Origin of the sequence: Candidatus Arsenophonus nilaparvatae, from assembly GCF_045346035.1 — a bacterium.
In the GTDB taxonomy this organism is placed as follows: domain Bacteria; phylum Pseudomonadota; class Gammaproteobacteria; order Enterobacterales; family Enterobacteriaceae; genus Arsenophonus; species Arsenophonus nilaparvatae.
This window is the reverse complement of sequence record NZ_CP158507.1, coordinates 2,316,585-2,341,705: the sequence shown is the minus strand read 5'-3', so window position 1 is coordinate 2,341,705 and position 25,121 is coordinate 2,316,585. Positions and strand designations below refer to the sequence as shown.

Below are 25,121 nucleotides of genomic sequence, written 5' to 3'. Positions count from 1 at the left end.
TGAAGGAAATTAATCGATGGCTAATTATTTTAATACCTTAGATCTGCGCCAACAATTATTGCAATTAAGTAAGTGTCGTTTTATGGCCAGTGATGAATTTGTTGATGGAGCCAGTTATTTAAAAGATAAAAAAATTGTGATTGTTGGCTGTGGTGCGCAAGGTCTAAACCAGGGATTGAATATGCGTGATTCAGGTCTGGATATTGCCTATGCATTGCGCAAAGAAGCGATTGAAGAAAAGCGCCCTTCATGGTGTCAGGCGGTAGAAAATGGTTTTACTGTTGGTAGTTACGAAACATTAATTCCACAAGCGGATTTAGTCATTAATTTAACTCCGGATAAACAACATTCTGCTGTAATACAAGCTATTCAGCCATTAATGAAACTAGGTGCAGTATTAGGTTACTCACATGGTTTCAATATCGTTGAGGTAGGTGAACAGATCCGTCAGGATATTACCGTTATTATGGTTGCGCCGAAATGCCCGGGAACCGAAGTACGTGAAGAGTATCTGCGTGGTTTTGGCGTACCAACGTTGATTGCCGTTCATTCGGAAAATGATCCGCAAGGTGAAGGAATAGCCATTGCGAAAGCATGGGCTGCTGCTACAGGAGGTCATCACGCGGGTGTGCTTGAATCCTCTTTTGTTGCCGAAGTAAAATCAGATCTGATGGGTGAACAAACCATCTTGTGTGGCATGCTTCAAGCTGGCTCCTTGCTTTGTTATGACAAAATGGTTGCAGATGGTATTGAGCCGGGTTATGCAGGAAAATTATTACAATATGGTTGGGAAACGATAACCGAAGCGTTAAAACACGGCGGTATTACACTGATGATGGATCGTTTATCTAATTCAGCTAAATTGCGGGCATTTGTATTATCTGAACAGCTAAAAGAAATCATGGCGCCATTATTTCAGCAACATATGGACGACATTATGTCCGGCAAATTTTCATCTACCATGATGGCAGATTGGAATAATAATGATAAAAATTTACTGTCTTGGCGGGCAGAAACCAGGCAAACAGCGTTTGAAAATTATCCAGAATATAATGGGAAAATTTTAGAGCAGGATTATTTTGACCATGGTCTTTTATTAGTTGCGATGACTAAAGCCGGGGTTGAATTAGCTTATGAAACTATGCTGCAAGCCGGTATTATTGCGGAGTCTGCTTATTATGAATCATTACATGAATTACCATTGATTGCGAATACCATTGCGCGGAAACGTTTATATGAGATGAATGTCGTTATTTCCGATACTGCAGAATATGGTAATTATCTATTCTCTTTTGCTGCAATACCTTTACTCAAGGATTTTATGGCAACTTTACAGCCAGGTGACTTAGCGAAAAATATGGCCGCTAGCCACATTGATAATAGGCAATTGCGGGATATCAATGCAGCGATCCGTAGTCATCCCATTGAGATCATAGGTAATAAACTGCGTAATTATATGACTGATATGAAAGGTATTGGTTCTGTTGCATAATGTAAACGGTAGATTTTATCTACCGCGCTATTGATAGGCTAAAAATATAGCTACGCAATTTTTAAGTTTCTCCATTATACGATTGAAGTTAGAGAGCACATACTAAGTTAGAGTGTAATTCAAACGGACACAGATTTTTCGCTTGCCATAATAATGCAAACCACTATCGGGTATTGCTATATACCCGTATTTGGTGGGAGTTTCAAACCGAAATATCTGCCGATAGAGTCAGTACTCGAGTGGAAAGGGAATATAAAGCGATATGATACAACATTCACTGCCTATGATTAATGTACTAATCATTAACACCATGAACAGTAAAAAAATAACGACATTAGCATTAACGATGGAGCAATAAATAGTAGAAAGTAAAAAAGAGAAGAACAAGATAGACAAACTTTTATCTAGTGCCGGTAAATTATTTACATAAGTAATTTAATGTTAGTTATATCATTCATCTTTCCTATGATGTTGATTTGGAATTCACCGACTCCATCACCATCATGATCCAACATTAATTTTGTTAGATTTTCTTGTTCACTGTAATTAAATAACATTTCATTTTTTCTATGAGTAAAATGATCGACTAATTGAATAGCAACAAAATTATCATCAAAGTCTATGTTAAGTGTGGAAATATCAATTTTGTCTTTACCCATCTCAAAATCAGTAATGGTATCTGGCGATTCAGGCAAAGAATCATCTAGTGACAAGTAGTTAAAAGTATCATTACCCTCACCACCAGTTAATCTATCAGCGCCTTTATCGCCGTATAAATTATCATTACCACTATCTCCAAATAGGTGATCGTTACCACTACCACCAAATAATTGGTCATCACCACTACCTCCGGATAGGTGATCATTGCCACAACCGCCGAATAAAATATCGTTCCCCTTACCACCGGATAATTTATCATCGCCGTTATTACCAAATAACGTATCGTTACTATTACTACCATATAGATCATCGTTTTTGTCAGTACCATAGCGCATTGAATTATTTGGCATATAAGAATTTCCTTTATTATTTAGTTGTATCTGATTAGATTAGAAAATTAGGCTAAAAGCACTCATAGCTTTTACTGCATTTGTGCAGATTTTTTAAATTTTTGATTTTTTTAAAAGAGGGTTAGTGGGTAGTTGTCATAAATACTCCCACTTTTAAGCAGTAACTACAATGATAGTTTTGCACTCATAGTTAGTTCAAATATACTAGAGAGTTTAGCCTGGAGTAAATCAACGACAATAAAACCCTAACTAATTGTTTTAAAGTTTTTTTATTAACGGTATGAAATAGCTTTGGAAAAGTTACCCTAATTCGTCATGATTCGAGGGTAGAACAACTTTATCTCTGATATGGGTTTTCAGCAATTATATTTTTATCACCCAATAGCGGGTTTTTTTATCACATTTTTTACTGATTTTCTTTCTGATACAATTTTAGCTTATGATGAATAATGACAAATACTCAGTTAATACGCTATGCGATTAAATTACAATCAACAACAAGCGGTTGAATATGTTGACGGTCCCTGTTTAGTGCTGGCTGGCGCGGGCTCAGGAAAAACTCGCGTTATTACCAATAAAATAGCCTACTTAATTCGTCATCATGGATATTTACCACGTCAGGTGGTGGCAGTCACTTTTACCAATAAAGCCGCCAGAGAGATGAAAGAACGGGTAGGACAAACGCTAGGAAAAAAAGAAACCAGAGGATTAATTGTTTCAACTTTTCATACCCTAGGATTGGAAATTATTAAACGGGAACATAGTGCATTAGGCATAAAAGCCAATTTTTCATTGTTTGATGAACACGATCAAATGGCTTTGCTAAAAGAGCTAACCTTTGATTTATTAGCAGATGATAAAGATCTGTTACGCCAATTAGCGTCAACAATTTCTAACTGGAAAAGTGATTTATTAACTGCCAGACAAGTTATGGCGCAGGTAAAATCAGAAAAAGATCAGCTGTTTGCTGAATGTTATCAGCGCTATGAATTACATTTATCGAGCTGCAATGTGCTGGATTTTGATGATTTAATTACTAAACCAACTCGCTTGCTCGATGAGAATGAAGAAGTGCGTTCGCGTTGGCAGCAAAAGATCCGTTATCTGCTGGTGGATGAATATCAAGATACCAATACTAGCCAATATCAACTGGTTAAATTGTTAGTGGGTAAACGTGGACGTTTTACCGTTGTTGGTGATGATGATCAATCTATTTATTCCTGGCGTGGTGCTCAACCACAAAATTTAGCGTTACTAAAAAACGATTTCCCTCAGCTTAATGTGATCAAACTGGAGCAAAATTATCGCTCTTCTGGCCGGATTTTGAAAGCCGCTAATATATTGATTGCTAATAATCCACATGTTTTTGATAAAAAGTTATTTTCTGAATTGGGTTATGGTGAAGTGCTAAAAGTTATCACGGCTAACAATGAAGATCATGAGGCTGAACGTGTGATCGGCGAATTGGTTGCCCACCATTTTATCAATAAAACCCAATATAAAGATTATGCTATTTTATATCGTGGTAACCACCAATCACGACTATTTGAAAAATTATTGTTACAAAATCGTATTCCTTACCGTATTTCAGGTGGCACTTCATTTTTTTCACGGGCAGAAATTAAAGATATATTGGCTTATTTGCGGATCCTCACTAATCCAGATGATGATAGTGCATTTCTCCGTATTGTTAATACACCGAAACGTGAAATTGGGCCAAAAACCATCCAAAAATTGGGTGAATGGGCGATTTTGCGCCAAAAAAGCCTGTTTAATGCTAGCTTTGATGTCGGCCTTGAACAAACTTTAACCGGTCGTGGTTTGACAGCATTGCAACATTTTACCCATTGGTTAGCCAATATTGCCAAACGTGCTGAACGCGAGCCACTACTTGCCGTCAGAGATCTACTGCATGACATTGATTATGAAAGCTGGTTATACGAGACATCAACTAGTAGCAAAGCGGCTGAGATGCGGATGAAAAATGTTAACCAACTGTTTGGTTGGATGGATGAAATGGTTAATGGCAACGATATCGATGAGGCGATGACCTTATCGCAGGTTGTCTCGCGTTTTACATTGCGGGATATGATGGAGCGTGGAGAAACGACAGAAGATTTAGATCAGGTACAATTAATGACTCTGCATGCCTCAAAAGGACTAGAGTTTCCTTACGTTTTTTTAGTTGGTATGGAAGAGGGGTTGTTACCCCATCAAACCAGTATTGATGAAGATAATATTGATGAAGAACGCCGTCTTGCTTATGTAGGAATAACCCGTGCTCAACGAGCGTTATTTTTTACTCATTGTCGGGAGCGACGTCAATATGGTGAACTTATTCGACCAGAAATTAGTCGTTTTTTACATGAGTTACCTCAAGATGATTTGCTCTGGGAACAAAATAAAAAGATAGTTACTGCAGAACAGCGAATGGAAAAAGGACAGTCTGCGATTGCTGATATCAGAGCGAGATTGGGGTTAAATAAAAAATAAATTTTGCTAACTAAAAAAGATTGAGTTTATTGAGTTAATTCAGTTTGTCCTTCTAGTATCAAAGGCCAATTGATATTACTTTGCCATTGAATTTCTTGCTGTAAATTTTCATAACAAAGTGGATGTTCCAATAACCATTGATGAGGTAATGTTAGGATCAAGGTTTCTTTATTTGCTCTAAGCCGTAATAACGGTATGGTATTGTCACGACGAGGAAGAGTAAAAATAATCGCTAGTCTCAAAAGGCGACAAAGAAGAATAGCATGTTGGAGGGGAATCGCGTTTTGTTGAGTCAATTCCGCTAACTCAATTGGGCCAGTTTGATTTTTTAGCAAAGCCGCTAACAAGCGTTTTTGCGTAAGCGTATAACCTGGCATATCAAGATGGCTGATCAGATAATGGGCATGGTTAGTAGCATGGCGAGCGTCAATACTTAAGCCAATTTCATGTAGAGCGCTGGCACCTTTTAATAGCTCATCAACTTGGTGATTATCACGATAAAAGCTTTTCTTTAATTGTGAATAAAAATATTCGGTTAGCCTCTTTACTCGATTAGCCTGCTCAATATCAACTTGAAAACGATGTTGAATATTAGCGAGTGTAACTGCGCGTATATTCTGTTTTGCAGGCAGATCAAGCATGTTATAGATTAATCCTTCACGCAATGCTCCACCTGCTAATATCATATGATCGATTTTTAACTCTACAAATATGGCGATTAGAATAGCTAAACCACTGGGAAAAACTAGCGCACTTTCTAGTGTTAACCCCTTGATTTCCAACTCTTCTAATTTTCCTGAGGTGATTGCCACTTTTTTTAATAATTGTAATTTATCTAGCGTAATACGTTCATCCATGCCAGCGGCCAGCATAATTTCTTGAATCGCCTGTATTGTACCTGAAGCGCCGACACAAATTTGCCAACTTTGCTCAATAAGTTGGTTCGCGATAGGTTTAATGATCTTATGCGCGGCAGTTTCAGCTTGCGCAAAATTTTCTTCGGTTAGATTACGATCTTTAAAATAGTGTTCAAGCCAGGTAACGCAACCCATATTAAGGCTAACAAGTTGATTATGTTTAACATTGGTACCGGTAATGATTTCAGTACTACCACCCCCAATATCTATCACTAGTCGTTTATCTGAACCGCCAGTGGTATATGCTACTCCCTGATAAATGAGTTGAGCTTCTTCTTCTCCAGTAATGATTCTGATGGGATGCCCTAGAATATTTTCTCCTTGCTTAATAAAGAGGTCGGCATTCTTAGCGAGACGAAGTGTTGCTGTAGCAACAATTTGTACTTGTTCAGTAGGAATATCTTGTAAATACTCGGAAAAAAGATGCAGACATTGCCAGCCACGATCCATGGCTTGTTGAGATAAATAGTTATTTTCATCGAGACCCGCGGCCAGTCTGACTTTACGCTTGATGCGAGCAAGGGTCTGTACATAACCAGAAATTTCTCGTACTACTAACATATGAAAGCTGTTAGAACCAAGATCGATTGCTGCATAAAGCGATGATTTTAACATAATATTTATTAGCTCGGGCGTTTACGATTGTTGCGTGAATTATTCTGTCGGCTTTGGCTATTATTGTTACGACGTGTTCCATTAGTACGTGAACGACGACGTGGTTTTGGTGTAGGTAAATCTTGTAATAATGCTTCACTGTTGTATTTGCTGACAGGGATTTGATGCTGAATATACTCCTCAATAGCAGGTAGATTTAAAGAATACTCTTCACAAGCCAGACTAATTGAATGACCACTCTCACCGGCGCGGCCGGTACGACCAATACGATGAACATAATCTTCACAATCATCAGGTAGATCATAATTAAATACATGAGTGACAGATGGGATATGTAAACCTCTGGCGGCAACATCTGTTGCAACTAAGATATCTAAATGGCCTTGAGTAAACTGTTCAAGAATGCGTAGCCGTTTTTTTTGTGCTACATCGCCAGTTAATAAGCCAACGCGGTGACCATCAGCAGCAAGATGAGCCCAGATATCTTCACAGCGATGTTTGGTATTAGCAAAAATTATACATCTTTCGGGCCACTCTTCCTCGATTAACGTTTGTAACAGACGCATTTTTTCTTCGTTAGAAGGATAGAAAAGTTCTTCTTTAATGCGATGACCTGTTTTTTGTTGAGGTTCTACCTCAATATATTCGGGTTGATTCATTTGTTCAAATGCCAGTTCTTGAACACGATAAGAAAGTGTTGCGGAAAAGAGTAAATTCAAGCGTTGAGTGGCGGGTGGCATTCGACGAAATAGCCAGCGAATATCTTTAATAAAACCAAGATCATACATACGGTCAGCTTCATCAAGTACAACCACTTGAATGAGACCTAAATGAACGTGGCCTTGTTTGGTATAATCGATTAAACGCCCGGTCGTACCGATAAGAATATCTACACCCGACTGGAGCACATGCAGTTGTTCGTCGTAGCCATCACCACCATAAGCTAAACCCATTTTTAAGCCCGTTATAGCGGCTAATTCTTTTGCATCAGTATATATCTGAACCGCTAATTCTCGTGTAGGAGCCATAATTAGCGCTCTGGGTTGGTTAACTTGTCGTTCTGAATTTGTTGGATGTGTTAGTAAATAATGAAATGTTGAGGTAAGAAAAGCCAATGTCTTACCCGTTCCTGTTTGTGCCTGCCCCGCAACATCACGGCCTTCGACAGTAAAAGGCAATGTTGACGCTTGTATCGGCGTACAGTTATGAAAGCCATTTTTATTAAGGGCTTCAATAACTTTAGGGTGTAAGGCGAAGTCTATAAACTTCTTGTCTGTCAAATGTGTTTTACTCATAGTGTGTTAGAATATCAGTTAACGGTTGCTTTATGAAAGAAGATTGTTTGAAATAAAGCAAACATGGTTAAATTAATGTTAGACTGAAACAGCATAAAAATTTTATCCTTGGAGTATCGCAATGAGCGACAAAATTATTCATCTATCTGATGGAGATTTTAATACAAAAGCCCTAGGGGCAGCAAAGCCAGTATTAGTTGATTTTTGGGCAGAATGGTGTGGCCCTTGTAAAATGATTGCTCCCATTTTAGACGAAATTGCTGATGAATATGCAGCTAAATTGATTATTGGAAAATTGAATGTTGACGATAATCCTGAAACAGCGACTAAATATGGTATTCGTAGCATTCCTACTTTAGCACTTTTTAAAGACGGTGAGCTGATTAATAAGCAAGTTGGTCTTTTGTCTAAAACTCAATTAAAAGAATTTTTAGACAAAAATATCTAATTTCCCGTAAAATATTAACAACAGACGTTTAGTAAGCTAATATTTTTCTCAATTTGCTATTAGACGTCTGCTTTTTATACAATTCATAGCTAGACGTCTGCTTTGAAGCATGGTAATTTAGCGTCACTACTTAATATGATACGCGTTTTTATCTTAATGTGTACATATTGAATATGTTATTGTATAGACATATTTGTTATCTCTGGATAATCTATATCCTACAATGGTTTGAATTCCATTGACTCTCATAGAAATAATTCTTTTAGACAGACATGTTCCATTTGTTATTTGCTTGGTGCTGTTGTGTAGGGCCTAAGAAGTAAAAAGTGAGATTTTCTCATCAACTTTGAGATGAATTCTTATGGTCTTATTCTGTCTTTGCTGTATAAAGAGTGTTATCTAAGGTAGTAAATTAACAAATTACTGCGACTACATGAATTTATATCCTAATGAAATTGATATATTCATCAAGAATCGTTAAGGTTTTTGTATTTTTATTTAAATAGGCACTTAGAGATTGCTATACTATTTATTGTTCATAGTTCAAAAAATATACCCCGAGTTTAAGAACCCACCATTATGAATCTTACCGAATTAAAAAATACGCCGGTATCTGAATTGATTACTCTTGGCGAAAGTATGGGGCTAGAGAACCTAGCCCGCATGAGAAAACAGGATATTATTTTCTCGATTTTGAAGCAGCATGCAAAAAGTGGAGAGGATATTTTTGGTGATGGCGTGCTAGAAATTTTGCAGGATGGATTTGGATTCCTTCGTTCTGCTGACAGCTCTTATCTAGCAGGTCCTGATGATATTTATGTTTCTCCTAGTCAGATTCGTCGCTTTAATCTACGAACAGGAGATACCATATCAGGAAAAATTCGTCCTCCTAAGGAAGGCGAACGCTATTTTGCCCTACTAAAAGTTAATGAAGTCAATTTTGATAAACCTGAAAACGCCCGTAGTAAAATCCTGTTTGAAAACCTAACACCGCTGCATGCTAATAACCGTCTACGTATGGAGCGAGGCAATGGTTCAACAGAAGATTTGACTGCTCGTGTTCTGGATTTGGCCGCACCGATTGGGCGTGGGCAGCGTGGTTTAATTGTTGCTCCACCAAAAGCAGGTAAAACCATGTTATTGCAGAATATTGCAGCTAATATTGCCAATAATTATCCAGACTGTGTTTTGATGGTGTTGCTAATTGATGAGCGACCAGAAGAAGTGACCGAAATGCAACGCCTGGTTAAAGGTGAGGTCATTGCATCAACCTTTGATGAACCTGCATCTCGTCATGTTCAGGTTGCTGAAATGGTTATAGAAAAAGCTAAGCGCTTAGTTGAACACAAAAAAGATGTCATCATTCTTTTAGATTCGATTACGCGTCTTGCTCGTGCTTACAACACAGTGGTTCCTTCCTCTGGAAAAGTATTGACTGGTGGGGTGGATGCAAATGCTTTGCACCGTCCGAAACGTTTTTTTGGTGCTGCACGTAATGTAGAAGAAGGTGGAAGCCTAACGATAATTGCTACAGCATTAGTTGATACCGGTTCCAAAATGGATGAAGTAATCTATGAGGAGTTTAAAGGCACCGGCAATATGGAGCTACATTTGTCGCGGAAAATAGCGGAAAAACGTGTTTTCCCAGCGATTGATTATAATCGTTCTGGTACTCGTAAGGAAGAATTATTGACCTTACCGGATGAGTTACAGAAGATGTGGATATTGCGTAAAATTATTCATCCTATGGGTGAAATTGATGCAATGGAATTTTTAATTAATAAATTGGCAATGACGAAAACGAACGATGAATTTTTCGATTTTATGAAGCGTTCTTAAATTGCTGTTTGTTTAATGAGTTATTGAAAAGCGCCACTTTTATGTGGCGTTTTATTTTGTTCGTTTTTGTTATCCAATAGCATCTGTTTTGGTATAGATTTTGCTTACTAATAAGCAGTGCAAGATGATGGAAATGTTTCGTTATTGTTACATATACGCTAACTTAAAGTACACTTATAGTCTATACATGGAAATGGGTGCAGTGGATGATTTCTAAAAAAATTATAAGAGAGTAAATATTGTGCACACACTAAATTTACTAATCGACGTTTTTTGGGTTTTCTTGTTTTCTCTGATTTTCATATTTATTGCGAGAAAAGTGGCAAAAAGATTTGGTCTAGTAGATGAACCTAACCATCGAAAAAAACACCAAGGAGAAATTCCTTTGGTTGGTGGTATTGCGGTTTTTTTTGGTATCGGTTTGGCATTCATGATTACGCCCGAATATATTCCTCATAAATGGTTGTATTTGATTTGTGCTGGGGTTTTGGTATTTGTTGGAGTATTGGATGATTGCTTTGATATTAGTGTTAAAATTCGAGCAACTATTCAAGCTATTGTTGCGTTGGTCATGATTTATTTTGCTGGTCTAACGTTAGATAACTTAGGTTATGCTTTTGGGCCATGGCATGTAACGTTGGGGTCTTTAAGCTATTTAATGACATTATTTGCTGTTTGGGGCGCAGTCAATGCTTTTAACATGGTTGATGGTATTGATGGTCTGCTTGGTGGGCTTTCTTGTGTCTCCTTTGCTGCATTAGGCATTTTGCTTTATCAAAATGGCAATATGGCATTAGCTTTTTGGTGTTTTGCTGTTATTGCTGCCATTCTCCCTTATGTATTCCTGAATTTAGGTTTATTAGGAAAGCGTTATAAAGTGTTTATGGGGGATGCGGGTAGTACATTAATTGGTTTTACTATTCTTTGGTTGCTGTTGATGTCGACACAAGGTGAGCAACCGTCGATTAAACCAGTGACTGCCCTTTGGATTATTGCTATTCCTCTGATGGATATGATTGCCATTATGTATCGGCGTCTACGTAAAGGAATGAGTCCTTTTTCACCAGATAGACAACATATTCATCATTTAATTATGCGTTCAGGTTTTACCTCAAGTCAGGCTTTTATCTTGATTACAGTGTCGGCAGCTATTTTAGCAGCGGTAGGTATGATCGGTGAACGTTCAAATTTTATTCCTGAATGGGTGATGTTGGCATTATTTTTGCCTATATTTGCTATCTATGGCTACTGTATTAAACGTGCTTGGAAAGTGGCGCGTTTTGTGAAACGTGTTAAACGTCGGATGCAACGTATAGCAAAATAAATAAACAAATGTTTAAAGGAGTTTCATACCAGTGACAAAATCAGAAACACAACCCAAACCTAATTCTCACTCACAGTCTCTTGAATATGAGCTAGATATTAGAAGTTTATTTTGTGCGCTATGGCAGGGAAAAATATGGATTATCTCTTTAGCATTTATTTTTGCAGCTGTTGCATTGATCGTTTCTTACATGATGCAACAAAAATGGAGTGCTAATGCTGTCACTGATTTACCTACAATTAGTAATTTAGGTGCATATTATTCCCAGCAGCAATTTTTGCGAAATTTGGATTCGCATATTAATGAAACACAGGATAATCAGTTGCCAACAATTTCGAATCAGGTTTATCAAGAATTTACTACTCAAGTAGGTTCTTATGATACCCGGCGAGAGTTTTGGTTAAATAGTGATTACTATAAAACCCGCATGGAAGGAAATGCTAAGGCTGATGCTGCATTACTTGATGAATTAATTGATGATATTCAATTCACTCCCCAAGATGATAATAAGATACTTCATGATAATGTAAAATTAGTTGCTGAAACGGCTACTGATGCAAACCGGTTACTACGTGAATATATTTCTTTTGCCAACAAACGAGCTAGTTTTAATCTTAATGAACAGATTAAAGGCGCGTGGGCAGCAAAGGCACAGTCTTTAAAAGCATTAATTAAACGCCAGGAAATGGTCGCAAAGGCAAATTATGAACGGCGTTTAAATAACCTACAGCAATCGTTCAAAGTTGCGCAAAAGCAAGGTATTTCACGTAACAAAGTTGATGTCCCCATCGATCAGTTGCCTGATTCAGAAATGTTTCTATTAGGTACTTCATTATTACAAGCACAAATTGAGACATTACAGGCAACAGGGCCTAATTATGATGAAAGCTATGATCAAAATATAGCGATGTTAACGACATTAAATGTAGAACCCGCTCTCGAGAATAATTTTCAAACTTATCGCTATTTAAGAACACCAGAAGATCCCGTTAAACGTGATAGCCCTCGTCGAGCATTAATGATGGTCATTTGGGGAATGATTGGTGCCTTAAGTGGAATAGGTATTGTGTTGTTAAGGCGTAATACCTAATTATTTGCTAAACATATAGCAATAGAGGACTTCAACAAACTATTAATATGTTGAAGGTAAAATCATTATTGATGATACATCTCATTAGTAGATGAGGTTAAAATAAAAAGAGAGTCACTGTGAAAGTGTTGACTGTGTTTGGTACTCGTCCTGAAGCCATAAAAATGGCTCCACTGGTACATGCTTTGACAAACGATAAGGCTTTTGAGTCGAAAGTTTGCGTAACTGCTCAACATAGAGAAATGTTGGATCAGGTATTGCATCTTTTTGAGATAACACCTGATTATGATTTAGATATTATGACACCGGGACAAGATTTAACGGATATTACCTGTCGTATTCTTGAAGGAATGAAACCCGTATTGTTATCTTTTAAACCCGATGTGGTATTGGTTCATGGTGATACTGCTACCACGATGGCAACCAGCCTGGCTGCTTTTTATCAGCGTATTCTGGTTGGTCATGTTGAAGCAGGATTGCGTACTGGTAACTTATATTCTCCCTGGCCGGAAGAAGCCAATCGTAAAATTGCCAGCCATCTGGCAACGTATCACTTTGCGCCTACCGAGTATTCACGAAAAAATTTACAGCATGAATCGATCCCTGCTAATCGTATTTTTGTTACTGGTAACACTGTAATCGATGCGTTGTTTTGGGTGCGTGATAAAGTTATCAATGATGCCACAATACGAACAAGCCTTGCCGCGCAATACCCTTTTCTTGACCAAAATAAAAAGATGCTACTGGTTACAGGGCATAGGCGGGAAAGTTTTGGTAGCGGATTTGAACGTATTTGTCATGCATTAGCTGAAATTGCCAAAAATCATGCTGATGTTCAAGTTGTCTATCCGGTTCATCTTAATCCTAATGTCAGTGAACCAGTGCAACGCATTTTGCAGGGTATTAATAATATAAACCTGATTGATCCACAGGATTATTTACCTTTTATTTATTTAATGAATAACGCTTATTTGATCCTGACAGATTCAGGGGGTATTCAAGAAGAAGGGCCAGCTTTAGGTAAGCCAGTATTAGTGATGCGTGATACTACTGAGCGACCTGAAGCGGTTGAAGCTGGTACGGTACGTTTAGTGGGTACGCAAACAGAAAATATTGTTCAAGCGGTAACACAATTACTTACGGATGACCATGCTTATCAGAAAATGAGCCGGGCGCATAATCCTTATGGTGATGGTAAAGCATGCCAGCGAATTCTTGAAGCGTTGAAGACAAATCAGGTGACATTATGAGTTTTGAAACTATTTCTGTTATTGGTTTAGGTTATATCGGTTTACCGACTGCTGCCGCTTTTGCTGCTCGGCAGAAAAAAGTAATTGGGGTTGATGTTAATCAACATGCGGTCGATACGATTAATCAAGGTAAAATTCATATTGTTGAACCCGATTTAGATAAAACGGTAAAAACAGCCGTGGAAGCTGGCTATTTAAAAGCGTTTACTACACCGCAAAGGGCAGATGCGTTTTTAATTGCGGTTCCTACACCGTTTAAAGATGATCATCAGCCTGATCTCTCTTATGTCATGGCAGCGGCAGAATCAATAGCGCCATTATTGAAAAAAGGCGATTTGATTATTCTAGAGTCTACCTCGCCAACTAGAGCGACTGAGCAAATGGCACAGCGGCTAGCAGCTATGCGATCTGATCTGACATTTCCACAGCAACAGGGTGAAAACTCAGATATTGATATTGCTTATTGCCCTGAGCGGGTTTTACCGGGCAAAGTCATGGTTGAGCTGATCAAAAATGATCGGGTAATCGGTGGCATGACGATGAAATCATCCCAACGGGCCAGTGAGTTATATCGTATTTTCCTTACCGGTGAATGTGTGATCACCAATGCCAAAACGGCAGAAATGTGTAAATTGACAGAAAATAGTTTTCGCGATGTAAATATTGCTTTTGCCAATGAACTCTCTTTTATTTGCGCAGAACAAGGGATTAATGTTTGGGAGTTGATTAATTTGGCCAATCGTCACCCGCGGGTCAATATTTTACAGCCAGGTCCAGGTGTTGGAGGCCATTGTATTGCAGTCGATCCTTGGTTCATTGTTGCTCAGAATCCAAAGCAATCTCGTTTGATCCAGACAGCCCGTTTGGTTAATGACAGCAAGCCAATTTGGGTGGTCGATCAGGTCAAGACAGTATTAGCTGATTGTTTAACCGAAACAGGCAAACGGGCAAATGAAATTAAAATTGCCTGCTTCGGTTTAGCCTTTAAACCGGATATTGATGATTTACGAGAAAGCCCCGCTATGCAAATCACTAAAATGATTGCAGATTGGCATACTGGTACCACTTATGTAGTAGAACCTAATATTAATGAATTGCCAAATGTACTGAAAGGTCTTTGTCAATTGGTCTCTACTGAAGTTGCCGTTGCTAATGCAGATATTATTTTGTTACTGGTTGATCATAAACAATTTAAGGCGACTAAGGGTGAACAAATCCGACAAAAATGGGTAGTTGATACCAAAGGAGTTTGGCGTTGAAACGTATTTTAATTACTGGTGGGGCTGGATTTATTGGTTCGGCAGTTGTTCGTTATATCATTGAGCATACTAACGATAGTGTGCTAGTGGTTGATAATTTGACTTATGCTGGTAATCTGGAATCGTTAGCGTCAGTGAGAGAAAGTCCTCGCTATGCTTTTGCCCAAATAAATATTTGTGATCAATCGGCAATTGATGAAATTTTTCAGCGATATCAACCTGATGCCATTATGCATTTAGCGGCAGAAAGTCATGTTGATCGCTCGATCGATGGGCCAGCCGCCTTTATCGAAACCAATATTGTCGGTACTTATCTTTTATTGGAGGCTGCTCGCAATTATTGGAATCATTTGAACCCGCAGAAAAAACAGTCATTTCGTTTCCATCATATTTCTACCGATGAAGTTTATGGCGATCTGCATACCACTGAGGGGCTATTTACCGAAACGACCCCTTATGCACCGAGTAGCCCTTACTCAGCTTCGAAGGCTTCCAGTGACCATTTAGTTAGAGCCTGGCAGCGTACTTATGGCTTACCGACCTTGGTAACCAATTGCTCAAATAATTATGGCCCTTATCACTTTCCTGAAAAATTAATTCCTTTGATGATCTTGAACGCCATAGCTGGTAAATCATTGCCTGTTTATGGTCAAGGTGAACAGATACGTGATTGGCTGTATGTTGAAGATCATGCCCGTGCATTACACTTAGTCATTAGTCAAGCCGATGCAGGTAAAACTTATAATATTGGTGGCCATAATGAACGTAAAAATATTGATGTAGTAAAGACAATTTGCTGCTTGCTGGAAGAGTTACGTCCGGTTAAGCCTGAAGGCGTGGCTCACTATTGTGATTTAATTACCTATGTCGCGGATCGTCCAGGCCATGATGTCCGTTATGCCATTGATGCTAGCAAGATAGAACAAGAGTTAGGATGGAAGCCACAAGAGACCTTTGAATCAGGTATTCGTAAAACCGTTGAATGGTATTTGAACAATGAAACCTGGTGGCGCCATGTGCAAGACGGTTCATATGCAGGTGAACGTCTAGGCATCGCGACAAAATAGGAAACGAGGAGAGGTGATGAAAGGCATTGTTTTGGCTGGTGGCTCTGGAACCCGTTTGTACCCTATTACACGAGGAGTTTCTAAACAACTGTTACCTATTTATGATAAGCCGATGATTTACTATCCGCTTTCGGTACTGATGTTGGCAGGTATCCGAGAAATATTGATTATCTCCACGCCTGAAGATCTGCCTAATTATCAACGGTTACTTGGCGATGGTGATGCCTTCGGTGTTCATTTCAGTTATGCCGCACAACCTTCTCCGGACGGATTAGCGCAGGCGTTTTTGATCGGTGAAAGTTTTATAGGTGATGATGCTTGCTGTTTGATATTAGGTGACAATATTTATTTTGGGCAGGCTTTTAGCGATAAATTGAAATCTGTGGTGGCTCGTCAGTCGGGAGCAACAATTTTTGCGTATCAGGTGATGGATCCTGAACGTTTTGGCGTAGTTGGATTTGATGAAAAGTTCAAAGTACTGTCTATTGAAGAAAAACCTCAGCAACCTAAATCTAACTGGGCGGTTACTGGCCTTTATTTTTATGATAATCAAGTAATTGACTTTGCTAAAAAAATTAAACCTTCGCTACGTGGAGAACTTGAGATCACCTGTCTGAATCAAATGTATCTTGAGCGTGGAGAGCTAAATGTTGAGCTGTTAGGCCGCGGATTTGCCTGGTTAGATACTGGCACCCATGACAGTTTGATTGAAGCGAGTATGTTTGTGCAAACCGTTGAGAAAAGGCAGGGATTTAAAATCGCTTGTCTGGAAGAAATAGCATGGCGTAACGGTTGGTTGACGGATGAACAGGTTAGAAAATCAGCGGAAAAACTGGCGAAAACCGGTTATGGGCAATATTTACAGGATTTGCTGCATGTCTATCCACGCCAATATTGAAATACTCAGTTGGGAAAGTGCTTTCTTTAAGCGTAAAACGGCCAAGTTACATTTTGCATCCGATGCGCCAATTGTCTCATTAGATCAACTAGCTGACTACGATATTGTGCAAGCTAAAATTGCTACCGCTGATACTAAACTGATTGATGCAATATTGGCGATGGGTTTTTGGCTGGTAGAAAGTGAAATCGATTTTTGTCTAAATATTGCTAGTAGGGCAAAAAAGCATAGTTTAGATCTAGCTGTGGCGACGGAACAGGATATTGAAATATTGAAAAGTATTGCGGCTAAGGCTTTTTCATATAGTCGTTTTCGCCCGCCCTGGTATCGATTAACAGATAATGCCCGTTTTTATTCTGTTTGGCTTGAAAAAGCAGTTAAGGGTACTTTTGATGATCTTTGTTTATTAGTTAACGATAAGCAAGGAAATATTCAAGGCTTTGTCACTATAAGGAAACTGCCAACTGAAAAAGAGGCGCGTATTGGTTTATTAGCCACCGCTCCGGCCCATCAGGGCAAAGGGGTTGGTAAACAATTACTAGCAGCCGCCTGTCAATGGTGTGAGCAGCAAGGGGTAGAGCGATTAAGGATAGCGACTCAAATCAGCAATATTTTTGCTATGCGTCTCTATTCACAAATGGGTGCACAAATTGAAAGCACAGCTTATTGGTTATATCGAGGACGACATGATCCCATTTAATAAACCACCGGTTATTGGTACTGAATTAAGTTACATGCAAGAAGCCATGCAGAGTGGCAAATTATGTGGTGATGGGCACTTTACTCAGCGTTGTGAAGAGTGGATGGAAAAGCATTTCCACTGTCCGAAAGTGCTGTTGACACCTTCTTGTACCGCCTCTTTGGAAATGGCGGCGATTTTGCTTGATATTAAACCTGGCGATGAAGTCATTATGCCAAGTTTTACCTTTGTTTCTACTGCTAATGCTTTTGTGCTAAGGGGCGCAACGATTGTCTTTATCGATATACGGCCTGATACCATGAATATGGATGAGACTAAAATTGAAGCGGCGATCACGGCCAAAACTCGCGCTATTGTCCCTGTTCACTATGCTGGTGTGGCTTGTGAGATGGATACTATTATGGCATTGGCAGAAAAACACCATCTCTATGTTGTTGAAGACGCGGCTCAAGGTGTTATGTCCACTTATAAGGGGAAAGCGCTTGGAACGATAGGGCATATTGGTTGTTATAGTTTTCATGAAACAAAAAATTACTCTTCCGGTGGTGAGGGGGGAGCGATACTGATTAATGAACCGTCACTTATCGAGCGAGCAGAAATTGTGCGGGAAAAAGGCACGGATCGTAGTCAATTTTTCCGTGGCCAAGTTGATAAATATACTTGGCGAGACATTGGTTCTAGTTACTTAATGTCAGATCTACAAGCGGCTTATTTATGGGCGCAATTGGAGCAGGCGAATAAAATTAATCAGCGTAGGCTAGCGTTATGGAAAAACTATTATCAGGCGCTTAAACCTTTCGCTGAAGTAGGCAAATTAGATTTGGCGGTTATACCGGCAGATCTAGAACATAATGCCCATATGTTCTATATCAAATTAAAAGATATTGAACAAAGAACCGCGTTTAATAAGCATATGCAAGCAGCAAATATTTTGTCAGTATTTCATTATGTTGCTTTACACTCTAGTCCAGCAGGTCATAAATTTGGCCGTTTTCATGGTGATGATTGTTATACGACGAAGGAAAGTGATCGTTTAGTTCGTTTACCGATGTTTTATAATCTTACCGATGAAGAGCAGCAACAAGTGATCAATCAAATCCAATGTTTTTTTGCTTAAGATGTCATTAGTTGAAGCGTCTGTTTGGACAGCTATTTCAACCTTAATAAAAATTGGGGCAGGGTTAGTTGTTATCAAATTATTGGCAGTCACTTTTGGTCCGAGCGGTGTTGGTCAGGCGGGAAATTTCCGTCAACTAATTACTGTACTTGGTGTTTTATCTGGTGCAGGGATCTTCAATGGCGTAACTAAATATGTCGCTGAATATCATCAGACACCAACAAAACTAGGTGCTGTATTAGGTACCTCATCATTAATTATTTTGGGTTTTTCAACCCTATTAGCGTTTATTTTTTTACTATTTAGCTCATTTATCAGTCTGGCGCTATTTGGTCATACCCATTATCAAATGGTTATTTGTGCCTTAGGATTGATACAAATGGGGATCGCTTATGCGAATTACTTTTTGGCGATACTAAAAGGTTACCGTGATGCGAAAGGTAATGCACTATCGATTATCGTTGGTAGCTTAGCAGGCGTGATTGCTTACTATTTTTGTTTTAGATTAAATGGTTATCAAGGGGCGCTAATAGGATTGGCTTTAGTTCCTGCATTAATTGTTGTACCAGCCGCGATCATGATCTTACGTCATAAACAGCTGAATTGGTCATATTTTAAACCAAGGTGGAATAGTACCATTGGTCATCACTTAGCTAAATTCACCTTAATGGCGTTAATAACCTCAGTCACGTTGCCGGTTGCTTATATTATGATGAGAAATTTATTGGCGGAGCGTTATAGTTGGGATGAAGTGGGTATTTGGCAGGCAGTGAGTAGTATTTCAGATGCCTATTTACAGTTTATTACCGCATCTTTTACCGTTTATTTATTGCCAACTTTAGCTAAATTGCAGCATAGAGATGAGATTAGTGCAGAAATTTTTAAAGCTTTGAAGTTTGTTTTACCGGCGGTTGCGTTAGCCAGTTTTACCGTATGGCTATTACGAGATCTGGCAATTTGGCTGCTTTTTTCCGATAAGTTTATTGCAATGCGCGATCTCTTTGCTTGGCAGTTGATTGGTGATGTATTGAAAGTAGGCGCTTATGTATTTGGTTATTTAGTTATTGCTAAGGCCGCATTACGGTTTTACATTTTAACGGAGGTGACTCAATTTGCGCTGTTAACAGGGTTTGCTTATTGGTTAATACCAGCTTACGGCGCGTTAGGTGCTGCCCAGGCTTATATGGCAACTTATATTGTTTATTTTATGCTTTGTAGTGGCATATTCTATCTTTACCGCAGGCGCACATGAAAACCTTAATCCATGTATTAGGCTCTGATATCCCACATCATAACCAGACAGTGTTAACATTTTTTAATGATGTTTTATTTTCGTCAATACCATCACCAGAAAAAAGACAGTTTATGGTTGTTAGCCGTGACCTCACTCTAGCATCACGCTATCCACGACTACACATTAACCAATTTGATAATAAAAAAGCGATTGCTAAAGTTATCGCTATACAAGCAAAAGCAGATAGAAATTGCCAATTCTTTTTTCATGGTCAATTTAATGTATCAATTTGGTTGGCATTATTGTTTGGCAAGATCCGTCGACAACAATTTTTATGGCATATTTGGGGAGCTGATCTCTATGAAGACTCAGCTGCATTGAAATTTAAATTATTTTATTATTTTCGGCGTCTGGCATTTAAACGGGTAGGGCATGTTTTTGCTACCCGAGGGGACTTAAATTATTTTTCTCAGTTAAATCCAGCTATACCAACATCACTACTCTATTTTCCAACCAAAATGGATCCAGCCTTAACCGTCTATGAAAAATCGATTAATCAAACGGATAAAGTGACAATTTTGGTTGGTAACTCAGGTGATAAATCCAATCGACATATTGAAGCGTTGCAGGCTATTAAAAAGCAGTTTGCTTTTCAGCCGGTCGAAATTTTTGTTCCTATGGGATATCCCGTTAATAATCAAGTATATATTGCCGAAGTTGCCCAAGCGGCCGAAAATTATTTTCCTAATGGAGAAGTGACAATTATTAAGGAAAAAATGGCTTTTGATGATTATCTCACTTTACTGCGTTGTTGTGATTTAGGTTACTTTATTTTCAAACGACAGCAAGGTATAGGCACATTGTGCTTATTAATTCAGTTTGGCATTCCTTTTATTATTAGCCGGCAAAATTACTTTTGGCAGGATCTTATTGAGCAGTCTGTACCTTTTCTATTTTATGATGATCAATTAGATGAACGGCAACTGGATATCCTGCGACAGAAAATGATGTTAACGGATAGAAGCCAAATAGCTTTTTTCAACCCTAATTTTATTAAAGGATGGCAAGCTGCATTAACATCGATAGGAGAGCAGTAATGACTATGATGGAATTTGGTGGCCTATCGATTGTCTATTTTATCTCTCTGATATTAATTTTGGTACTAACATATCGTGAATTTCGACGAGTACGCTTCAATTTTAATATCTTTTTCTCTCTACTTTATTTATTAACATTCTACTTTGGTTTTCCATTAACGGGATTACTTGTTTTTCAATTTGATGTTAATGTGGTATCAACCAATGCATTATTGAATGCGCTGCTATCATCCATCAGTTTTTATATTGTTTATTATATCGCTTACAAAACCCGCTTGCGAACGGGTGTCCAACAATCTGAACAGTCGTTATTCACTATGAATGGGGTAGAAACGCGGCTAACTTGTCTCTTGTTGATGCTCATTGCTATAGTGACAGTAGCAATATTTTTCCTACAAAATGGCTTTTTACTATTTCGTTTACAGTCTTATAGTCAGATTTTTTCTAGTGAAGTTTCAAGTGTAGCATTAAAACGTTTTTTTTATTTTTTCATTCCGGCAATGTTAATTGTCTATTTTTTAAAGCCGACCCAGTATCGCTGGTTATTTTTTCTCTTTAGCACAGTTGCTTTTGGGGTACTCACTTATCTGGTTGTCGGTGGAACACGGGCTAATATTATTATCGCCTTTGCGCTTTTCCTATTTATCGGTATCGTCCGTGGCTGGATTAATTTATGGATGCTAATTATCGCTGGTGTTATTAGCATTATTGGTATGTTTTGGTTAGCATTAAAGCGTTATGGATTAGATGTTAGTGGTGCGGAAGCTTTTTATACTTTTCTCTATTTAACGCGTGATACCTTTTCGCCATGGGAAAATTTGGCTCTGTTACTTGATAACTATGACAAAATCGAATTCCAAGGATTAGCGCCTATTGTACGTGATTTTTATGTTTTTATTCCCACTTGGTTATGGCCTGAACGACCTGATACGGTATTGAATTCAGCCAATTATTTTACCTGGCAAGTGCTTGATAATCACTCTGGTTTAGCTATATCGCCCACATTAATTGGTTCTTTAGTGGTTATGGGTGGGGTTATTTTTATTCCTATCGGTGCAATTGGCGTTGGCTTGATTATTAAATGGTTTGATTGGCTTTATGAAAAAAGTAAGATTGAAATTAATCATTATAAAGCCGTTATTCTGCAAGTTTTCTGTTTTGGCGCTATTTTTAATATTATTGTCCTGGTTCGTGAAGGGGTAGACTCTTTCGTATCGAGGGTGGTGTTTTTTGGCTTGGTATTTGTGCTTTGTTTGTTTATTGCCAAACTGGTTTATTGGTTATTTGCCAAAGCCGGTTTAATTCGCATATATACCACGAATGATTGTAAAAAATAAGCTAAATAATAGCTTACTGGAGTAATGTATGAAGCAACAAGTGATCCCGAAATATGATATTCGAGGTCATCTTATTTGGGGTTTTCATGATATAACCCATTTCCTTAATTACCTATTTTCAGATCAAGAAGTTAAGCATGGAACATTGGTGGCTATCAATGCGGAAAAAGTCCTAACTGCAGAGCAAGACCGTGATTTAAATGCGTTGCTAGCTGAAGCAGAATATCTCTATGCTGATGGAATCAGTATTGTCAGAGCGATTCGTCGTAAATACCCACAAGCAAAGGTTTCACGTATTGCGGGTGCTGATTTGTGGGAAGCATTGATGGCAATTGCAGGTCAAAAAGCTGTACCTGTGTTTCTGCTTGGTGGAAAAGCGGAAATTCTTAAACAGACTGAAAATAAGCTTCGTACTCAGTGGCAGGTGAATATTGTTGGTAGCCAGGACGGTTATTTTAAGCCGGAACAACGTGAAATATTATTTGAGCGCATCAAGGCTAGTGGAGCAAAAATTGTTACGGTAGCAATGGGTTCACCAAGGCAAGAAATTTTTATCCGGGATTGCCGGCAAGTATATCCAGATGCACTTTATATGGGAATAGGTGGTACTTACGATGTTTTTACCGGACATGTAAAACGAGCACCTAAATTATGGCAACAATTAGGATTGGAATGGTTATATAGATTGCTTTCTCAACCGAGTCGTATCAAACGACAGATAAAATTATTACGCTTTCTGGGTTACTATTATAGTGGCAAACTGTAGTTTTTTATTTGTGTATTATTTCTATCGTAAAGGTTCGTTTTGACAGTAGTAAATTTCAATTCCATCTGCTATGTCTTCTTTTAAATAGGGTTTTTGGCTGACAACTGTTTTTTCATTGTTGAGCAATTAACACTATTTTGATTACATTTATAAATTTTTATTTCGTTATTATTAAAAACATGTTTTCATTATGGCACTATTATCTGTCATTTTGACCATGAAGGTCATATGGTATTAAGTGATTATTGAAAGGGCAGGAAATTGCTATGGGGAAACCGGAACAAGGTCTCAGTCGTGGCCTTGAAGCGAGGCATATTGAACTTATTGCATTAGGTGGAACAATTGGTGTTGGTTTATTTATGGGTTCTGCCAGTACGTTAAAGTGGGCAGGACCTTCTGTATTACTGGCTTATATTGTTGCTGGATTATTCGTTTTTTTTATTATGCGTTCAATGGGAGAAATGCTGTTTCTTGAACCTGTTACTGGCGCTTTTGCCTCGTTTGGTTATAAATATTTGAGCCCTTATTGGGGATGTTTAACGGCATGGGGTTATTGGTTCATGTGGGTCGCTGTCGGTATATCAGAGATCACAGCGATTGGTGTCTACGCGGAATTCTGGTTTCCTGAGGTTCCACAATGGATTTTTGCGTTGATTGCAGTTGTACTTGTTGCATTAGCTAATCTGGCCGCAGTACGTTTGTACGGTGAATTGGAATTCTGGTTTGCTATGATTAAGGTTACCACGATTATTGTGATGATCTTGATTGGATTAGGGTTGATTTTTGTTGGTATTGGCAATAACTTTGAACCGATTGGTTTAGCCAATTTGACTGAGCATGGTGGGTTTTTTGCCGGTGGCTGGCAAGGCTTTTTATTTGCGCTTTGTATTGTTGTTGCCTCTTATCAAGGCGTTGAATTAGTTGGTATTACTGCGGGAGAAGCAAAAAATCCGCAGGTCACATTAAAGAAAGCTATTAATAATATTTTATGGCGAATTTTGATTTTTTATGTCGGTGCTATTTTTATTGTTGTAACGTTATTTCCTTGGACAGAGATTGGTCAAAATGGTAGTCCATTTGTGCTAATGTTTGCAAAAGTAGGTATTGTATCGGCAGCTGCGGTAATTAATTTTGTGGTACTTACAGCGGCATTATCAGGCTGTAATAGTGGCATGTATAGTGGCGGGCGTATGATTTATGCTTTAGCACAGAATGGTCAACTGCCAAAATCTTTACTGAAAGTGACCGCAAATGGTGTGCCTGCACGATGTATTATGCTAACAATTTTATGCCTTATTGTTGGCTCAGGTCTTAACTATATTATCCCTGATCCACAAGCGGTTTTTGTATATGTTTATAGTGCAAGTGTATTGCCTGGAATGATACCCTGGTTTGTTATTTTATTGAGTCAATTGCGTTTTCGGCAAGTGCATCAACAGCAATTAGCCCAACATACTTTCAAATCAGTATTATTTCCTTACGTGAATTATTTGACCCTGCTTTTTTTGGCATGTGTACTTGTTGGCATGGCAATTAATCCAGATACGCGTTTATCATTAATTGTTGGCGGCGTGTTTTTATTGATTGTTTCTGTGATCTATTTTTTGAATCGTCTTTTCCGTCATAAAACAATGAAAAAATGATTAGCAATAACCTGTTTTACTGATTGAAAAGTGATGGTAAGGTTAATTTTATGATTGAAATGGATAAAGCATAAGCAAATAATCTTTTTATTTAAAAAATCACTGGACAGCATGCTATTAAATCCGTACTATCCTCACCCGCAACGGAGTTAAGCGCCCGTAGCTCAGCTGGATAGAGCGCTGCCCTCCGGAGGCAGAGGTCTCAGGTTCGAATCCTGTCGGGCGCGCCA

20 protein-coding genes and 1 tRNA gene are annotated in these 25,121 nt (G+C 38.5%); 18 read left to right on the top strand and 3 right to left on the bottom strand.

Translation table 11 applies throughout. The annotated features are described in order from the left end of the window. Positions 1-16: 16 nt before the first annotated feature. The gene (gene ilvC / locus WH390_RS11025) at positions 17-1,492 is read left to right on the top strand and encodes a ketol-acid reductoisomerase (RefSeq protein WP_032114318.1); all 1,476 of its coding nucleotides are present in this window, start codon (positions 17-19) and stop codon (positions 1,490-1,492) included. Between the two features lie 422 nt (positions 1,493-1,914). On the opposite strand, the gene WH390_RS11020 is transcribed toward ilvC, so the two are convergent. Next, complete coding sequence (locus tag WH390_RS11020) at positions 1,915-2,502, bottom strand: M10 family metallopeptidase C-terminal domain-containing protein (RefSeq protein WP_052044768.1); 588 nt, start codon at positions 2,500-2,502, stop codon at positions 1,915-1,917. Between the two features lie 474 nt (positions 2,503-2,976). Here WH390_RS11020 and rep point away from each other — a divergent pair, with 474 nt between their 5' ends. Beyond that, on the top strand, positions 2,977-4,995 hold the full coding sequence (rep, locus tag WH390_RS11015; protein WP_032114319.1) for a DNA helicase Rep: 2,019 nt from the start codon (positions 2,977-2,979) through the stop codon (positions 4,993-4,995). A gap of 26 nt (positions 4,996-5,021) precedes the next feature. Here rep and gppA read toward each other — a convergent pair whose 3' ends face one another. Further along, on the bottom strand, positions 5,022-6,527 hold the full coding sequence (gene gppA / locus WH390_RS11010; protein ID WP_032114320.1) for a guanosine-5'-triphosphate,3'-diphosphate diphosphatase: 1,506 nt from the start codon (positions 6,525-6,527) through the stop codon (positions 5,022-5,024). Positions 6,528-6,535: 8 nt separating this feature from the next. Continuing rightward, positions 6,536-7,822 (bottom strand): ATP-dependent RNA helicase RhlB, encoded by a 1,287-nt coding sequence (gene rhlB / locus WH390_RS11005; protein ID WP_032114321.1) that lies wholly within the window; start codon positions 7,820-7,822, stop codon positions 6,536-6,538. Positions 7,823-7,943: 121 nt separating this feature from the next. Between rhlB and trxA the strand changes: the two genes are divergently transcribed. From trxA to WH390_RS10925, 16 genes are all read left to right on the top strand, one after another. Beyond that, entirely contained in the window at positions 7,944-8,270 is a 327-nt protein-coding gene (trxA, locus tag WH390_RS11000; protein ID WP_032114322.1) for a thioredoxin TrxA, read from the top strand. A 579-nt stretch (positions 8,271-8,849) separates the two neighbouring features. Continuing rightward, on the top strand, positions 8,850-10,109 hold the full coding sequence (gene rho / locus WH390_RS10995; RefSeq protein WP_026822640.1) for a transcription termination factor Rho: 1,260 nt from the start codon (positions 8,850-8,852) through the stop codon (positions 10,107-10,109). Positions 10,110-10,350: 241 nt separating this feature from the next. Next, on the top strand, positions 10,351-11,433 hold the full coding sequence (gene wecA / locus WH390_RS10990) for a UDP-N-acetylglucosamine--undecaprenyl-phosphate N-acetylglucosaminephosphotransferase (RefSeq protein WP_032114323.1): 1,083 nt from the start codon (positions 10,351-10,353) through the stop codon (positions 11,431-11,433). A gap of 31 nt (positions 11,434-11,464) precedes the next feature. Next, complete coding sequence (gene wzzE / locus WH390_RS10985) at positions 11,465-12,523, top strand: ECA polysaccharide chain length modulation protein (RefSeq protein ID WP_032114324.1); 1,059 nt, start codon at positions 11,465-11,467, stop codon at positions 12,521-12,523. A 119-nt stretch (positions 12,524-12,642) separates the two neighbouring features. Beyond that, complete coding sequence (gene wecB, locus WH390_RS10980) at positions 12,643-13,773, top strand: non-hydrolyzing UDP-N-acetylglucosamine 2-epimerase (protein ID WP_032114325.1); 1,131 nt, start codon at positions 12,643-12,645, stop codon at positions 13,771-13,773. Then, positions 13,770-15,032, top strand: coding sequence for a UDP-N-acetyl-D-mannosamine dehydrogenase (wecC, locus tag WH390_RS10975; protein WP_032114326.1), 1,263 nt, complete (start codon positions 13,770-13,772; stop codon positions 15,030-15,032). The genes wecB and wecC overlap by 4 nt, the downstream gene beginning before the upstream one ends. Next, positions 15,029-16,099: a dTDP-glucose 4,6-dehydratase gene (gene rffG / locus WH390_RS10970; RefSeq protein ID WP_032114327.1), complete on the top strand. Its 1,071-nt coding sequence runs from the start codon at positions 15,029-15,031 to the stop codon at positions 16,097-16,099. The genes wecC and rffG overlap by 4 nt, the downstream gene beginning before the upstream one ends. 16 nt (positions 16,100-16,115) lie before the next feature. Beyond that, positions 16,116-16,997 carry a glucose-1-phosphate thymidylyltransferase RfbA gene (gene rfbA / locus WH390_RS10965; RefSeq protein ID WP_032114328.1) on the top strand — a complete coding sequence of 294 codons (882 nt, stop codon included), beginning with the start codon at positions 16,116-16,118 and terminating at the stop codon, positions 16,995-16,997. Further along, the gene (rffC, locus tag WH390_RS10960) at positions 16,975-17,697 is read left to right on the top strand and encodes a dTDP-4-amino-4,6-dideoxy-D-galactose acyltransferase (RefSeq protein ID WP_032114329.1); all 723 of its coding nucleotides are present in this window, start codon (positions 16,975-16,977) and stop codon (positions 17,695-17,697) included. The genes rfbA and rffC overlap by 23 nt, the downstream gene beginning before the upstream one ends. Next, positions 17,684-18,814, top strand: coding sequence for a dTDP-4-amino-4,6-dideoxygalactose transaminase (gene rffA, locus WH390_RS10955; RefSeq protein ID WP_032114330.1), 1,131 nt, complete (start codon positions 17,684-17,686; stop codon positions 18,812-18,814). The genes rffC and rffA overlap by 14 nt, the downstream gene beginning before the upstream one ends. A gap of 1 nt (position 18,815) precedes the next feature. After that, positions 18,816-20,066, top strand: coding sequence for a lipid III flippase WzxE (gene wzxE / locus WH390_RS10950; protein WP_032114331.1), 1,251 nt, complete (start codon positions 18,816-18,818; stop codon positions 20,064-20,066). Further along, entirely contained in the window at positions 20,063-21,145 is a 1,083-nt protein-coding gene (locus WH390_RS10945) for a TDP-N-acetylfucosamine:lipid II N-acetylfucosaminyltransferase (protein WP_032114332.1), read from the top strand. The genes wzxE and WH390_RS10945 overlap by 4 nt, the downstream gene beginning before the upstream one ends. Then, a complete protein-coding gene (gene wzyE, locus WH390_RS10940) occupies positions 21,145-22,482 on the top strand; it encodes an ECA oligosaccharide polymerase (RefSeq protein ID WP_032114333.1) in 1,338 nt (445 codons plus the stop codon). The genes WH390_RS10945 and wzyE overlap by 1 nt, the downstream gene beginning before the upstream one ends. 28 nt (positions 22,483-22,510) lie before the next feature. Then, positions 22,511-23,248: a lipopolysaccharide N-acetylmannosaminouronosyltransferase gene (gene wecG / locus WH390_RS10935; protein ID WP_032114334.1), complete on the top strand. Its 738-nt coding sequence runs from the start codon at positions 22,511-22,513 to the stop codon at positions 23,246-23,248. Between the two features lie 266 nt (positions 23,249-23,514). Then, positions 23,515-24,891: an amino acid permease gene (locus tag WH390_RS10930; RefSeq protein WP_032114335.1), complete on the top strand. Its 1,377-nt coding sequence runs from the start codon at positions 23,515-23,517 to the stop codon at positions 24,889-24,891. A 153-nt stretch (positions 24,892-25,044) separates the two neighbouring features. Beyond that, a tRNA-Arg gene (locus tag WH390_RS10925) sits at positions 25,045-25,121 on the top strand.

What these genes read in the sequence shown, in the direction of transcription:
- ilvC (WP_032114318.1), top strand. Translation starts at nt 17, where the DNA reads ATGGCTAATTATTTTAATACCTTAGATCTGCGCCAACAATTATTGCAA.
- WH390_RS11020 (WP_052044768.1), bottom strand. Translation starts at nt 2,502, where the DNA reads ATGCCAAATAATTCAATGCGCTATGGTACTGACAAAAACGATGATCTA.
- rep (WP_032114319.1), top strand. Translation starts at nt 2,977, where the DNA reads ATGCGATTAAATTACAATCAACAACAAGCGGTTGAATATGTTGACGGT.
- gppA (WP_032114320.1), bottom strand. Translation starts at nt 6,527, where the DNA reads ATGTTAAAATCATCGCTTTATGCAGCAATCGATCTTGGTTCTAACAGC.
- rhlB (WP_032114321.1), bottom strand. Translation starts at nt 7,822, where the DNA reads ATGAGTAAAACACATTTGACAGACAAGAAGTTTATAGACTTCGCCTTA.
- trxA (WP_032114322.1), top strand. Translation starts at nt 7,944, where the DNA reads ATGAGCGACAAAATTATTCATCTATCTGATGGAGATTTTAATACAAAA.
- rho (WP_026822640.1), top strand. Translation starts at nt 8,850, where the DNA reads ATGAATCTTACCGAATTAAAAAATACGCCGGTATCTGAATTGATTACT.
- wecC (WP_032114326.1), top strand. Translation starts at nt 13,770, where the DNA reads ATGAGTTTTGAAACTATTTCTGTTATTGGTTTAGGTTATATCGGTTTA.
- rfbA (WP_032114328.1), top strand. Translation starts at nt 16,116, where the DNA reads ATGAAAGGCATTGTTTTGGCTGGTGGCTCTGGAACCCGTTTGTACCCT.
- rffC (WP_032114329.1), top strand. Translation starts at nt 16,975, where the DNA reads ATGTCTATCCACGCCAATATTGAAATACTCAGTTGGGAAAGTGCTTTC.
- rffA (WP_032114330.1), top strand. Translation starts at nt 17,684, where the DNA reads ATGATCCCATTTAATAAACCACCGGTTATTGGTACTGAATTAAGTTAC.
- wzxE (WP_032114331.1), top strand. Translation starts at nt 18,816, where the DNA reads ATGTCATTAGTTGAAGCGTCTGTTTGGACAGCTATTTCAACCTTAATA.
- WH390_RS10945 (WP_032114332.1), top strand. Translation starts at nt 20,063, where the DNA reads ATGAAAACCTTAATCCATGTATTAGGCTCTGATATCCCACATCATAAC.
- wzyE (WP_032114333.1), top strand. Translation starts at nt 21,145, where the DNA reads ATGACTATGATGGAATTTGGTGGCCTATCGATTGTCTATTTTATCTCT.
- wecG (WP_032114334.1), top strand. Translation starts at nt 22,511, where the DNA reads ATGAAGCAACAAGTGATCCCGAAATATGATATTCGAGGTCATCTTATT.
- WH390_RS10930 (WP_032114335.1), top strand. Translation starts at nt 23,515, where the DNA reads ATGGGGAAACCGGAACAAGGTCTCAGTCGTGGCCTTGAAGCGAGGCAT.